This is a genomic window from Pseudomonas sp. BAV 4579 (assembly GCF_009765395.1).
GTDB lineage: Bacteria > Pseudomonadota > Gammaproteobacteria > Pseudomonadales > Pseudomonadaceae > Chryseomonas > Chryseomonas aestiva.
The window spans coordinates 1-12,830 of sequence record NZ_WHOV01000089.1; the positions used below are offsets into that span (position 1 = coordinate 1).

A 12,830-nucleotide genomic window follows, 5' to 3' on the forward strand; every position below is an offset into this window, starting at 1 on the left:
GCGAGGTCATGAGGGCAGGCAGGGTGGAAAAGGGGCGGCGAGCCTAGCACAGCCGCCCTTTTCACTCACGCAGGTCACTCACGCGGGCGTCGGGGCGTCCTCCGGCAGCACGCTGATCTCGCGCAGGTTGCGCCAGAAGGCGGCGGGGATGGGCGCCCGCAGCAGTTCGGCGTTCTGCCGGGCCCGCTCCGGGGTGCTGCTGCCGGGAATGGTGGCGGCCACCGTGGGATGGGCCAGGCAGAACTGCAGGGCCGCGGCGCGGATGTCCACTCCGTGATCCTGGCAGACGCCCTCGATCAGCTCGACCTTGCGGCGCAGCACCGGCTCGGCTTCGGCGTAGTTGTAGTGCTTGCCACCCGCCAGCAGGCCGGAGTTGTAGGGCCCACCCACCACGATGCCCACGCCGCGGCGTTCGCATTCGGGAAAGAGCGTGTCCAGGGCTTCGCGATGATCCAGCAGGGAATAGCGACCGGCCAGCAGGAAGGCATCGGGATCGCTCTGCTCCAGTGCCAGGCGGCAGGGTGCCACCAGGTTGACGCCCAGGCCCCAGCCCAGGATCAGCCCTTCCTCGCGCATCTCGGTGAGGGCCTTGGCCGCACCCTGCATGGCCTGGGCGAAGTAGTCGCGCCAGGCCGGGCCGTGCTGGTCCTCGGACAGATCGTGGATCCAGACCAGATCGAGGCGATCGGTCCTGAGGCGTTCCAGGCTGGCCTCGATGGAGCGGCGGGCGCCGTCGGCGGAATAGTCGAGCACTCGCTTGAAGGGCAATTCGTTGACGAACGGCGGCGCATTTTCCGGCCGGTCGGCCGGTTCCAGCAGGCGGCCGACCTTGCTGCAGAGGACGAAGTCGTCGCGCGGCTTGTCGGCCAGCACCTCGGCGAAACGTCGCTCCGACAGCCCGGCGCCATAGTGGGGCGAGGTGTCATAGAGGCGGATGCCGGCGTCCCAGGCGGCTTCGAGCGTCGCCCGGGCGTCGGCATCGCCTACCTCGCGGAACATGTTGCCCAGCGGGGCGCCGCCAAAGCCGAGGGAGGGGATGTCGATACGCATGGGAAGTCTCCAGGGTGGTGCGTGTCTGCATCCCGACCGGTGTCCCCAGACTCCTGTTCCCCTAGTTCGCCGGACGTAGCAGGGCCACCTCGGCGCGGGTGAGGGGGCGATAGGCACCCTCGGCCAGGGCGGAATCCAGCGCCAGCTCGCCGATGCGGTCGCGATGCAGGGCGATGACCTCGATGCCGAAGCGGCCGAACATGCGCTTGACCTGGTGATAGCGGCCTTCGACCAGGGTCAGGAAGGCGCTGTGGTCGTCCAGCAACTCCAGCTGCGCCGGTTGGGTGGTGAGGTCCTCATAGGCGAAGTAGAGCCCTTCGGCGAAGGCGGCCACCAGCTGCGGTGGGATGACCTCGGCGGTGGCGACCCGGTAGCGCTTGGTCTGCTTGTGACGCGGATGACTGAGGCCGCGCGACCACTGGCCATCGTTGGTGAGCAGCAGCAGGCCGGTGGTGTTGAAGTCCAGCCGCCCGGCCAGGTGCAGATCGGCGCGCTGGTCCGGCGCGAGGCAGTCCAGCACCGTGGCATGGCGGGCATCGACGGTGGCGCTCACGCAGCCGCGCGGCTTGTGCAGCATCAGGTAGCGACCGCCGGGACCGTCCTGCAGCAGGCGCTCGTCGGCCTCGATGCGATCGAAGGCGAACACCTCCTGCTCGGCCCGCAGGGTGGTGGTGCCGTTGACCCTTACCCGGCCCTCGGCGAGCAGGCGCCGCCCCAGTTGTCGGCCCAGCTCGGGTCGGTTGCCCAGCCAGCGGTCCAGGCGCATCAGCGAGGTTCGCTCGCGACGCCTGCCGCGCAGGCCGGGCAAAGGCAGCGGCGATCGCGCTCTTGCGCGGGCAGGCGGTCCAGGACGGCGGGCTCGATCGGCGTCTGCAGGCACCAGCAGTCGCGGATCTCGCCCCCGGCCGTTAGGACGCAGCTGTTGGCCTGGCCGCACAGCGGGCAGCGGGTGGGATCGAAGGGGATGGGCGATGCGGCCATGGTGATCTCGTCGGGCGAAGCGGGCGGCAGAGTACCGGGAATTGCGACCTGGGTAACGTCCGCTACGCTGGGGGGCTGCGTACTGTCGCAACCAGGGTGCAAGCTGCATCCTAGCTCCGATCGTCGGACCACCCGAGGAACCCATGACAATAACTGCTCTGCGCACCCTGATCCGTACCCTCATTCCCGGCACCCTGCTGGTCAGCCAGCTGGCCCTGGCCACCGAAGCCGATATCGGCCAGACCCTGGCCCGCCAGGCCGGCATTCCCTGGCCGGCGGTGATCGCCCATCGCGGCGCCTCCTTCGACGCCCCCGAATCCACCGCCCCGGCCTATCTGGTGGCGCGGGAGCTGGGCGCCGACTACCTGGAGCTCGACCTGCAGCGCACCAGGGACGGCCAGCTCATCGCCCTGCACGACGACACCCTGGAACGTACCACCGATGTCGCCAAGCGCTTCCCCGACCGCGCCAAGGCCCCGGTCAGCCAGTTCACCCTGGCCGAACTCAAGTCGCTGGACGCCGGCAGCTGGTTCAACCAGGCCCATCCCGACCGCGCCCGGCCAAAGTTCGCCGGACTCAGGATCCTTACCCTCGACGAGGTCATCGACATCGCCGAAGGCGGTCGCAACAAGCCGGGTCTCTACATCGAGACCAAGCAACCCAAGCTGTTTCCGGGCATCGAGCGCGACCTCAAGGCCAAGCTGACCCAGCGCGGCTGGCTCGGCAAGCCCAAGCCGGGTGCCACCGGCGTCGCCGCCATGCCCGGGCGGGTGATCCTGCAGACCTTCGAGAAGAGCAGCCTGGAGCTGTTGCAGAAGGAGATGCCGAAGACGCCGAAGATCCTGCTGCTGTGGCTGGGCGATGACTACATCCCGGCCAAGCCAGGGCCGAGCTATGCGGAGTCGGGCGAGGCCAGCAAGGCGGCCTACTACGCCAAGCAGCAGGTGCGCTCCGAGGGCGATTTCACCGCCTGGATCGAGTGGGCCAAGGCCCATGGCGCCATCGGCATAGGTCCCTCGGCCGCCCTGGAGGAGGGTGGCGACCAGAGCTATGCGGACCTGGTGAAGCCCTGGATGAACGACGTCGCCCACGAGCGGGGTCTGCTGGTGCATGCCTATACGGTGGACTCGGCGGTGGACTACGCGCGTCTCGCGCCCCGTGGCGTGGATGGCTTCTTCAGCAACCGCGCCGCCGAATTGCTGAAGTTCTATGAGCGTCCGGCCAAGCAGGCACCCGGTGCCCTGCTCAAGCAGCTGGGTTATTGAGTCCAGACGGGGAGGCCTGGCGGTCTCCCCGTCGCCACCGGAGGCCTCCGCATGTCCCGCCATGCCTTCAACGGCGCCAAGCTGGCGCTGCTCTGCGCTGAGCAGATCCTGGTCTATCAGCGCGATGACAAGCCCGACATCCCCTGGCCGGCCCTCTGGGACCTGCCCGGCGGTGGGCGCGAAGACGGCGAGACGCCCGAGCGCTGCGCCCTGCGCGAACTGGAAGAAGAATTCGGCCTGGTGCTGGACGAGGCGCGGCTGACCTGGGGGCGTTGCTATCCGCCGCGCCTGCCCGGCTATCTGCCCAGCTGGCTGTTCGCCGGGCAGTTGCATCCCGCCGAGCTCGCCGCCATCCGCTTTGGCGACGAGGGCCAGCACTGGCAGCTGATGAGCATCGCCGACTTTCTTGCCCATCCCCAGGGCGTACCCCATCTGCAGGCCCGGCTGCAGGACTACCTGGGCGAGCGGGAGGAGAGCCGACCGGCGTCTCTTAATCCCGGCTGAATGAACGCGCGATAATCGAGCGCGAGCGGCGGGCGCGGCTTAAGCTTTCTCCAGGCCCATCCGGGCCGTTCTGGAGATCTCCCCATGCGCCATTTCCTCTTGGCGTCGCTCTGTGCCCTGACCTTCACCGGCTGCACCGTCTACGACACGTCCCCGCGCTATTACAGCCGCCCGGCCCCCCCTGCGGCGGTCTTCTACGGGACGCCGGCCTATCCGCCGCCCGCGGTCATCGTGCGGCCCTATGGCTACGGCTACTACTATCGACCGGCTCCGCCGCCACCGCCCCACTGGGGTCCGGGTCCCGGCTGGGGTCCGCGTCCGGGTTATGGTCCGCCTGGCTGGGGCCCGCGCTACGGTCCGCGCTGGTAGCGGGTTTGACAGGGGCAGCCGGCTTTTCTAGGGTGCTGCCCTTGTCTTGACCAGGAAGCCTCGAATCGTGGACGACGATCGCATCAAGCTCGACCCCCAATGGAAAGCCGCGCTGCGCGACGAATTCGAGCAGCCCTACATGCGTCAGCTGAGCGAATTCCTCAGGCGCGAGAAGGCCGCGGGCAAGGTCATCCATCCGCCCGGTCCGCTGATCTTCAATGCCCTCAATACCACCCCTTTGGATCAGGTCAGGGTGGTCATCCTCGGCCAGGACCCCTATCACGGTCCGGGCCAGGCCCACGGGCTGAGCTTCTCGGTGCAGCCTGGCGTGCCGGCGCCGCCGTCGCTGCAGAATATCTTCAAGGAACTCAAGCGCGACCTGAACCTGCCCATTCCCAGCCACGGCTATCTGCAGCACTGGGCCGAGCAGGGCGTGCTGCTGCTCAATACCTCGCTGACCGTGGAACAGGGCAACGCCGGTTCCCACGCCAAGGCCGGTTGGCAGAGATTCACCGATCGCATCATCGAGGTGGTCAGCGCCGAGCAGGAGAACCTGGTGTTCCTGCTCTGGGGCAGCCATGCCCAGAGCAAGCAGACGCTCATCGATCCCCAGAAGCACCTGATCCTCAAGTCGGCGCATCCCTCGCCGCTGTCGGCCCATCGCGGCTTCATCGGCAACGGCCACTTCGGTCGCACCAACGAATTCCTGCGCAACGCCGGCCTCACCCCTATCGACTGGGCGCTGCCACCGCTGGCGTAGGAGGGCGCAGCCGGCCACGACCCTCGCGGTCAGGTCGCCCCTGCCGCGACTGTCCGAGACGGGCGCCGGTGGCACTGCAGGCACCAGCTCGTCCCGAACAGGAGCAGGAGGATCGCCAGGGCTTCCAGGCGAGTCGGCCAGCGCCCGTTCCAGATAAAGCCATAGGTCAGCGAGGCCAGGGTCTCGATGACGATGGCCTGGCCACTCAGGGTCAGGGGTAGCCGGCGGCTGGCCTGGTTCCAGCAGGCGCCACCGATCACCGAGGCGAGCAATGCCACGCCGGCAGCCACCAGCAGCGGCTGCAGCCAGTCCGCCGGTGCTCGCAACGCCAGCTCTTCGCCGAGCAACCAGGGCGCGGCCAGCAGGGCCTGGGCGCCGGTCATCCCGCCCAGCAGCAGGCCCCAATCGTGGGCGCCGATCGGCGTCCTGGCCAGAAGGCGCGTGTTGACCACCGCGAACCAGCTCCAGGCCAGCAGGGCGCCACAGGCGCACAGCAGGCCTAGGGCGGGCCGCTCGCCAACCGCGGGGGTGGTCAGCGTCTCGTAGCTGATCAGGACCACGCCGAGCAGCGCGCAGCAGAGCGATGGCCAGAGGCGCCCGAATCCCACAGCGCCCGCGTCGCGTTGCCCGGCCAGGGCCACCAGCAGCGGGATCAGGCCGACGATCAGGGTGGTCGCCGCGATACCGGCCTGCTTCACGCCCACGCCGACCAGGGTGTAGTAGCCCAGGTTGCCGATCAGGCTGAGCCAGAACAGGCGCGTGCCGTCGGCCCAGGTCAGCTGCCTGCGCAGTCGGCGCCAGCAGGGCAGCAACAGCCCGAGTGACACCAGTCCGTAGCAGAGAAAGCGCAGCACGGCGAACTGGGCGCCGCTCAGGTCAGGGACCAGCGCCGGGGCCAGAAAGATCACGCCCCAGCACAGGCCTGCCGCCAGCCCGTAGCCGATACCCACTGCCGACAGTTCTCGTTCCTGCATCGCGCCGTCTCCACCGATTCGACACCAGTGTGGTGACGGCGACCTGGACCGGTCTTGCGCGAGACTGCGGGGTTTTTTACCTGGACTGCTTACCTGGACTGCCTACCCCGGCAGTCGCTGACCGCGCCGCCAGGCGGCCGGGCTGATGCCCTGGCGGCGGGTCATGGCACGGGTCAGGGCGGCCTGGTCGGAAAAGCCGATGCGCAGGGCGATATCGGCGATGGGCAGACGGCTGTCGGCGAGCCAGCGCTGCGCCTGGCGCAACCGCAGGTCGGTGAGCCAGGCCTGGGGCGTCTGGGCGAAACGCTGATGGAACAGCAGGTGCAACCGGGTCAGCCCCAGGCCCGCCAGGCGGGCCATGGCCGCGTTGCTCCAGTCCCCCGCGGGCTGGGCCTCCACCTGGACCAGCAGGCGGTCGAAGGCCGAGCCGGCGGTCGCGGCGGTGAGCGACGCGAGCAGCAGACGGGTGAGTTCGGGCGCGTGTTTGTCGAGGGCGCCAGGCGAGGTCAGCTCGGCGAAGGCGAGCAGCTGGCGGGTCGCAGGCGGAATCGCCAGACCCGGCTGCCGTAGCGCGCGATCCAGGAGCGGAGCAGGCAACCAGTCGGCCGCGCAGTCGATCACCAGAAAGCGGCTGCCTGGCTCGGATTGCTGGGCATGACCGCAGTCGGGCGCCACCAGGGCCGCGAGACCGGTATGCAACCGCGTCCCGCTACGCCCGGCGAGCTCCAGCTCCATGCCGCCCTGGATGGGCAGCACCAGCTGCGCGAAGGCATGGGCATGGGGCTGGTGTTCGCCCTGATAGCGCTTGATGGCGAGACGGGGAGTCAAGGCGCACCTCGGTGGCGAAGCGGGGGGTCGAGAGCCTTGATCCTAGCATGCCGCCCCGGGCCTTACGGACCTCAACGCACCGGCTGCAGCGGCAACTCCACTTCGCCACCCTTGCTCAGGTCCACGGCCACCGGCTCCTGGGTCAGATACAGCGGGCGACCGCCGAGCAGGATGCGGCCGCTGAGCAGATAGCGCTCGCCGCTCTTGACCTTGGCCGGGGCGTAGTCGAGGCGGAAGGGCACCTGGCCTGGCTGCTTGACGAACAGGGTGCGCTGGGCCAGGCGACCGGCAGGGGTGTCGCCGGCACTGGCGCTGTAGAGGCTGACGGTGAGCTTGGCGGTGGGCGGCACCGGCTCGTTGGCGGTAAAGGTGGCCTGGCCGCTGAGGCTGGTCATGCTCGGCTGGGTCGGCATGCCAGGGGTAGTGGTCTGCGGCTGTTCGGTGGGCGGCGGTGGCGTCGCGGGGCCGGGGCGCAGCCCGCTACAGGCGCTGAGCAGCAGCGAGATGGCGAGCAGGGTGGCGATTCTTTTCATGGGTAGATCCTGGACTGAAATCGACTGCTGTGACCCATGGACGCCGGCTTAGTTGCTGGCGACCGCAGGGGATTCGGGATCCGGCAGGTCGGGCGCATCGGGTCGGTCCAGCGCCACCTGACGAATCGACAGGCGGATCTCCGCCGGCAGCACCCGCTTGCCGGCGCCTTCGGCCAGTTCGCCGAGCAATTCGTGATGGCCCAGGGTGCCGTCGTCGGCCTTGCGGAGCACCCCCTCGGCCAGCAGCGTCTGGATGAAGTGGCGAAACAGCGACTTGTCGAAGAATTCTGGCGCATTGAGGCCATGCAGCACCGACAGCCGCTGGGCCATCACGGTGCAGAGTTCTTCCAGTTGCGGCGCGGTCAGGCTGTTCTGGCCGTGATTGAGGATCAGCGCGGTGGTCATGTAGTAGCGCTGCAGGGTCTGCAGGATGGCCCGCGCCAGCAGGGTGAGGCGGACGAATTGCCGCGAGCTGGGCGCCGCACGCACGAAGACGTCGTCCTCGATGCGCAGCAGGCCGCGCTCCACCATGGCCTCCAGCCAGCCGTCCAGCACCAGGGGCAGCTCCTCGCGCTCCCAGTGGATGAACAGCTCGGCCTGCAGATAGGGATAGAGCGCCAGGGCGAATCTGTGGATCAGCTCGCGGGTCATGCGCCCGGTGTTCTGGAAGAAGCTGGCGATCAGCGCCGGGATGGCGAAGAGGTGCAGGACGTTGTTGCGGTAGTAGGTCATCAGCACCGCGTTCTGCTCGTCCAGGTAGAGGATGCGCCCCAGGGCGTCCTGCTGCTCGGAGAGGAAACCCAGGGCGCGCACCTCTTCGATGATCGCCTGGCCGTCGCCCTCGGGCAGGGTGACGCTGGTGGAGTAAGGCACCCGCTTCAGCAGATCCAGATAGAGGTCGATGGCGCGTACCAGGGCGCCTTCGTCGAGGGCCTGGCGGTTGGTCGAGAGCAGCGCCAGGGCCACTAGGTTGACCGGGGTGACGGCCGCCGCAGCATTGATGCGGCGGACCACCCGCTCGCCCAGTTCGTGGGTGACCGAATTGAACCAGGCGGGCTTCAGGTCTTCGTCGAGGGGTTCGTCGCGCCAGCCCAGACGGCGGGCATCGAGGAAGCCTTGCAGCGGGATGGGCTCGCCGAAGTTGACCCAGACCCGACCGAAGCGCTGGCGCAGGGCGCCAAAGACCTTGACCAGGTCGAAGATGGATTCCTTCTTCTTGGCCGCGCCGCGCAACTCGCCCAGGTAGGTGCGGCCCTCGAAGACCTTCTCGTAGCCGATGTACACCGGTACGAAGACGATAGGGCGCCGCGAATCGCGGAGGAAGCTGCGCAGGGTCATGGCCAGCATGCCGGTGCGTGGCTGCAGGGTCCGTCCGGTGCGCGAGCGACCGCCCTCGACGAAGTACTCGGTAGAGAAGCCGCGGCTGAACAGGCTGTGCAGGTATTCGTTGAACACCGCCGCATAGAGGGCGTTGCCCTTGAAGCTGCGCCTCATGAAGAAGGCCCCGCCACGTCTGAGGATGTTGCCCACCACCGGCATGTCCAGGTTGATGCCGGCGGCGATGTGCGGCGGGGTCAGGCCGTTCTGGAACAGCAGGTAGGAGAGCAGCAGGTAGTCGATGTGGCTGCGGTGGCAGGGCACGTAGACCACAGTATGACCGGGCGCCATCTCCTGGATCCGCTCGATGTGGCTGACCGTGACGCCGTCATAGATGCTGTTCCAGAACCAGCGCAGGCCGACGTCCAGGCAGCGCACCACCGGATAGGAGAAGTCCGAGGCGATCTCGCGCGCATAGTGCGCCGCCTCGTCTTCGATGCGCCCGGGGGTGGCCTTGCGCTGGGCGATCTCGTGGGCGATGGTCGCCCGTACCTGGGGCGCGCGGAGCAGGCCGCGCAACAGGGTACGGCGGTGCGACAGGTCCGGGCCGATCACCGCCTGGCGCACGTTGCGGAAGTGGATGCGCAGCTGCCGCATCACCAGGCGCTCCAGGCGTTGCGGATCGGGACGCTGGCTGGCCAGTTCGCCCAGCGACAGCGGCTTGGAGAATTGCACCCGGGTCAGCCGGCCCAGCACCAGGATGCGCGCCAGCTTGCGCAGCCGTCCGGTCACCACCCAGTTGTCCGCCCAGAGCAGTTTCCAGGGACTGGTCTCGCGATCCGGCGACTGGCCCCAGAAGACGCTGACCGGTACCAGCTGGACGTCTTCCAGCTGCTGCTCGGTCACCGCGGCCACCACCCGGCGCAGGGTAGGGGGTACCGAGCGCCGGGCGGGGCGCCCGCGCCAGTTCGCCTTGCCGGTGGCGTTGAAGTAGGCCAGTGGCTCGGTCTTGCTACCCAGTACCAGCGGACGTAGCGGTCGCGGCAGGCCGGCCTTGCGGCATTCCCGGTCGAGCACCGCCAGATCGCTCAGCGAGGCCTCGGGGAGGACATAGAGCACCGGCTTGGCGGGATCGATGCGGCTGAGCAGGCTGGCCGCCTGGGTGGTCTCGGAGCGGACCCAGAGATAGAGCAGGCGCTTGAGCAGCGAGAAGGCCAGCAGGCGCAGCGGCGAACGGGTCATGGAGGGCTACCGGAGTGACGGGGCGGCAGTGTGCCGGATGGCCTGGCGGGCGTAAAACCGCCCGTGTTGTTCTCTCTTCGACCCGGCAGTCGGCGGCTTGTCCCCGTTGTCGAAAAAATGCCGCTCAGATCGTCGAAAACCCGGCGTTGGCGCGGCTTTCAGCCATGATGGCACTTTGCGTAAAGAACGTTGCTTTTGCCGGGAAAGCCATGCTTTATAAGGCATCGGCGGGTTCTTGCCGATGGTCGGAATCGGGCTGCCAGCCTGGCGACCAGTCCGGCGAGCGATCTGTACCGATACAACAAAGCAACCCGAACGCCCAGCTTGTGGCGAGCGGGGATAGGAAATCCAGAAAGCTTCGGAGAGATGTGATGGGTGAGCAACGCGAAACCGGAACCGTCAAGTGGTTCAATGACGCCAAGGGATATGGATTCATTCAACGCGAAGGCGGTGCCGACGTGTTCGTTCACTACCGCGCCATCCGCGGTGAAGGTCATCGTTCTCTGAACGAAGGGCAGCAGGTGGAGTTTTCGGTGATCGAGGGCCAGAAGGGTCTCCAGGCCGAAGACGTCGCCCAGGTCTAGATCCGTTGCGCGAGGAGCGCAAGGCTCCTCGCGCCTTCAGTTCACTCGGTGCGCCAGACGATCTCTTCGACGCCCGCGTCCGTCACCTTCAGCCAGCGATCGGCGGCTTCTTCCTCTTCTTCCTCGCTCCAGCCACTCGGGGCGCAGCGCACCTGTACCTGGAGGGCTGCATAGGCATCGCGGGCGCAGGCCAGGTCATCCACCCAGGGCGACACATCGCTTTCCAGCAGCAGGCTGTGCCACTTGCCGACCGCCTTCGGCAGCCAGGTCACCGGAATCGACTCGCCGCCATAGCGCAGGGTGCATTTGAAGGTCTGTCCGTGCGCCTGCCAGACGCAGGGCATGGCGAACACCTGTTCGAGCCAGGCCGAGATGGCGTCCTGATCGACGTCCTTGAGGTAGATTTCGATATCGGGCTGGCGCATGGGGCTTAGGCTCCGGATTTGATGATCCAATCGTAACGTACTGCCACCCGCACCTCGAAGGGCTCGGCCAGGACCCGCTCGCGGCGCTCGGCGTTGACGCGCCAGCCGTGGGGCGTCATGGCCAGCAGGTCTTCGCGGTTCTGGCGCTCGGCCAGTGGCAGCACGAATTCGAGCCCCTCGCTGTGGGCCAGTTCCAGGCCCGGCGGCAGATCCTGCAGGTGCTTGTCTTCGGCATAGTCGCGCACCTCGTCATAGAGCCGCTGGCGCAGCTCCAGCAGGTGGGCGCTGGCCGGACCCAGGCGCAGGATGCCGCCGCCGGGTGCCAGCACGCGCCGGGCTTCGGCCCAGTCGATGGGGCTGAAGACGCTGGCCAGCAGCTGGCAACTGGCGTCCGGCAGCGGCAGGCGCGCCATGCTCGCCACCAGCCAGGTCAGCGCCGGGGTACGCCGGCAGGCACGGCGCACCGCCTCGCGGGAGATGTCCAGGGCATAGCCGTCGGCGGTGGGCAGGGCCTGGGCCAGGCGCGCGGTATAGAAGCCTTCGCCGCAGCCCACGTCGATCCAGCGCTGGGGCGCGCGTTCGCCGGCCAGGTGCGCCAGGCGCTCGGCCAGGGGCGCGTAGTGACCGGCATCGAGAAAGCGTCGGCGGGCCTCGACCATGGCGGCGTTGTCGCCCGGGTCCAGGCTCTTCTTGTGCTGTACCGGCAGGAGATTCAGGTAGCCCTGGCGGGCGCGGTCGAAGCGATGGCCGGCGGCGCAACCGACGCCACCCGCGAGTTCGGCCAGCGGGGCCTGGCAGAGCGGACAGGTCAGCTTCATGCCAGCAACCGTACCAGGGTGCCGTAGTACACCTCGGTCAGCAGATCCAGGTCGCTGGCCAGGACGTGCTCGTCCACCTGGTGAATGGTGGCGTTGACCGGACCCAGTTCCACCACCTGGGCGCCCAGGGTGGCGATGAAGCGACCATCCGAGGTGCCGCCGCTGGTGGAGGCTTCGGGGCGATAGCCGGTGACCGCTTCCACGCTGGCGGCGACGGCGTCGAGCAGGTCGCCCGGCTCGGTGAGGAAGGGCAGGCCGGACAGCGACCAGTCGATGTGCCAGTCCAGGCCGTGGCGATCGAGAATGGCCTCTACGCGGGCCTGCAGGCCTTCTACCGTGGATTCGGTGGAGAAGCGGAAGTTGAACAGCGCCTGCAGTTCGCCCGGCACCACGTTGCCGGCACCGGTGCCGGAATTGAGGTTGGAAATCTGGAAGCTGGTGGGCGGGAAGAAGGCGTTGCCCGCATCCCACTGCTCGGCGGCGAGATCCGCCAGGGCCTGGGCCGCCAGGTGGATGGGGTTGCGTGCGAGGTGCGGATAGGCCACATGACCCTGCTTGCCGCGCACGGTCAGGCGGCCGTTGAGCGAGCCACGGCGACCGTTCTTGACCACGTCCCCCAGCAGCCGGGTGCTGGAGGGTTCGCCGACGATGCACCAGTCCAGGCGCTCGCCGCGCGCGCGCAGGCGCTCCACCACGGCGCGAGTGCCGTGCAGGGCCGGTCCTTCCTCGTCGCTGGTAATCAGGAAGGCGATGGCGCCACGGTGGTCGGGATGGTCGGCGACGAAGCGCTCCACGGCGATGATCATGCTCGCCAGGCTGCCCTTCATGTCGGCGGCGCCGCGACCGCGCAGCATGCCGTCGGCATCCACGTGGGCATTGAAGGGGGCCTGCTGCCAGGCTTCCAGCGGGCCGGTGGGCACCACGTCGGTGTGACCGGCGAAGCACAGCACCGGACCCGCGCCGCCACGCCGCGCCCAGAAGTTGTCCACCTCTTCGATGCGCAGGGGTTCGAGGGCGAAGCCCAGGCGCTCCAGGCGCTGCATCATCAGGGCCTGGCAGCCTTCGTCCAGCGGCGTGACCGAGGCCCGGCCGATGAGGTCGCAGGCGAGTTCCAGGGTGGGGGTGAGGGCGGTGGTCATGGCGGGTCCCGGGAGGCAGCTAGGGTTCAGGGGGAGCGGTA

General features: G+C 68.3%; 15 protein-coding genes. 5 read left to right on the forward strand and 10 right to left on the reverse strand.

The genetic code is table 11. From position 1 onward, the window contains the following. Positions 1–78: 78 nt before the first annotated feature. From GSQ95_RS17620 to GSQ95_RS17630, 3 genes are all read right to left on the reverse strand, one after another. Positions 79–1,050, reverse strand: coding sequence for an aldo/keto reductase (locus tag GSQ95_RS17620; RefSeq protein ID WP_158893464.1), 972 nt, complete (start codon positions 1,048–1,050; stop codon positions 79–81). Positions 1,051–1,111: 61 nt separating this feature from the next. Next, positions 1,112–1,816 carry a 16S rRNA pseudouridine(516) synthase gene (locus tag GSQ95_RS17625; RefSeq protein WP_158893462.1) on the reverse strand — a complete coding sequence of 235 codons (705 nt, stop codon included), beginning with the start codon at positions 1,814–1,816 and terminating at the stop codon, positions 1,112–1,114. Then, entirely contained in the window at positions 1,816–2,031 is a 216-nt protein-coding gene (locus GSQ95_RS17630) for a cysteine-rich CWC family protein (protein ID WP_158893460.1), read from the reverse strand. Before GSQ95_RS17630 ends, GSQ95_RS17625 begins: the two co-directional genes overlap by 1 nt. Positions 2,032–2,174: 143 nt before the next feature. On the opposite strand from GSQ95_RS17630, the gene GSQ95_RS17635 reads away from it, so the two are divergent. The 4 genes from GSQ95_RS17635 (at position 2,175) to ung (ending at position 4,929) form a co-directional block, all read left to right on the forward strand. After that, positions 2,175–3,296, forward strand: a complete 1,122-nt coding sequence (locus GSQ95_RS17635) for a glycerophosphodiester phosphodiesterase (protein ID WP_158893458.1) — start codon at positions 2,175–2,177, stop codon at positions 3,294–3,296. Between the two features lie 51 nt (positions 3,297–3,347). Beyond that, positions 3,348–3,800, forward strand: a complete 453-nt coding sequence (locus GSQ95_RS17640) for an NUDIX hydrolase (protein WP_158893456.1) — start codon at positions 3,348–3,350, stop codon at positions 3,798–3,800. Between the two features lie 84 nt (positions 3,801–3,884). Further along, positions 3,885–4,169: a hypothetical protein gene (locus GSQ95_RS17645; RefSeq protein ID WP_158893454.1), complete on the forward strand. Its 285-nt coding sequence runs from the start codon at positions 3,885–3,887 to the stop codon at positions 4,167–4,169. A gap of 64 nt (positions 4,170–4,233) precedes the next feature. Next, positions 4,234–4,929, forward strand: a complete 696-nt coding sequence (gene ung / locus GSQ95_RS17650; protein ID WP_158893468.1) for a uracil-DNA glycosylase — start codon at positions 4,234–4,236, stop codon at positions 4,927–4,929. A 29-nt stretch (positions 4,930–4,958) separates the two neighbouring features. On the opposite strand, the gene GSQ95_RS17655 is transcribed toward ung, so the two are convergent. The 4 genes from GSQ95_RS17655 to plsB form a co-directional block, all read right to left on the reverse strand. Then, complete coding sequence (locus tag GSQ95_RS17655) at positions 4,959–5,903, reverse strand: DMT family transporter (protein WP_158893452.1); 945 nt, start codon at positions 5,901–5,903, stop codon at positions 4,959–4,961. A 102-nt stretch (positions 5,904–6,005) separates the two neighbouring features. Continuing rightward, positions 6,006–6,731, reverse strand: a complete 726-nt coding sequence (locus GSQ95_RS17660) for an AraC family transcriptional regulator (protein ID WP_158893450.1) — start codon at positions 6,729–6,731, stop codon at positions 6,006–6,008. Between the two features lie 71 nt (positions 6,732–6,802). After that, positions 6,803–7,264 carry a YbaY family lipoprotein gene (locus GSQ95_RS17665; RefSeq protein WP_158893448.1) on the reverse strand — a complete coding sequence of 154 codons (462 nt, stop codon included), beginning with the start codon at positions 7,262–7,264 and terminating at the stop codon, positions 6,803–6,805. 48 nt (positions 7,265–7,312) lie between these two features. Continuing rightward, a complete protein-coding gene (gene plsB, locus GSQ95_RS17670) occupies positions 7,313–9,823 on the reverse strand; it encodes a glycerol-3-phosphate 1-O-acyltransferase PlsB (protein ID WP_158893446.1) in 2,511 nt (836 codons plus the stop codon). A gap of 371 nt (positions 9,824–10,194) precedes the next feature. Here plsB and GSQ95_RS17675 point away from each other — a divergent pair, with 371 nt between their 5' ends. Continuing rightward, complete coding sequence (locus GSQ95_RS17675; RefSeq protein WP_133862934.1) at positions 10,195–10,407, forward strand: cold-shock protein; 213 nt, start codon at positions 10,195–10,197, stop codon at positions 10,405–10,407. A gap of 41 nt (positions 10,408–10,448) precedes the next feature. Here GSQ95_RS17675 and GSQ95_RS17680 read toward each other — a convergent pair whose 3' ends face one another. Genes GSQ95_RS17680 through dapE form a run of 3 tightly spaced genes read right to left on the reverse strand, consistent with a single transcriptional unit; the run spans position 10,449 to position 12,789 of the window. After that, positions 10,449–10,832, reverse strand: a complete 384-nt coding sequence (locus GSQ95_RS17680; protein WP_133862935.1) for a hypothetical protein — start codon at positions 10,830–10,832, stop codon at positions 10,449–10,451. A gap of 5 nt (positions 10,833–10,837) precedes the next feature. Beyond that, positions 10,838–11,650: a putative RNA methyltransferase gene (locus tag GSQ95_RS17685; protein WP_158893444.1), complete on the reverse strand. Its 813-nt coding sequence runs from the start codon at positions 11,648–11,650 to the stop codon at positions 10,838–10,840. Continuing rightward, entirely contained in the window at positions 11,647–12,789 is a 1,143-nt protein-coding gene (gene dapE, locus GSQ95_RS17690; RefSeq protein ID WP_158893442.1) for a succinyl-diaminopimelate desuccinylase, read from the reverse strand. Before dapE ends, GSQ95_RS17685 begins: the two co-directional genes overlap by 4 nt. Positions 12,790–12,830 lie beyond the last annotated feature (41 nt).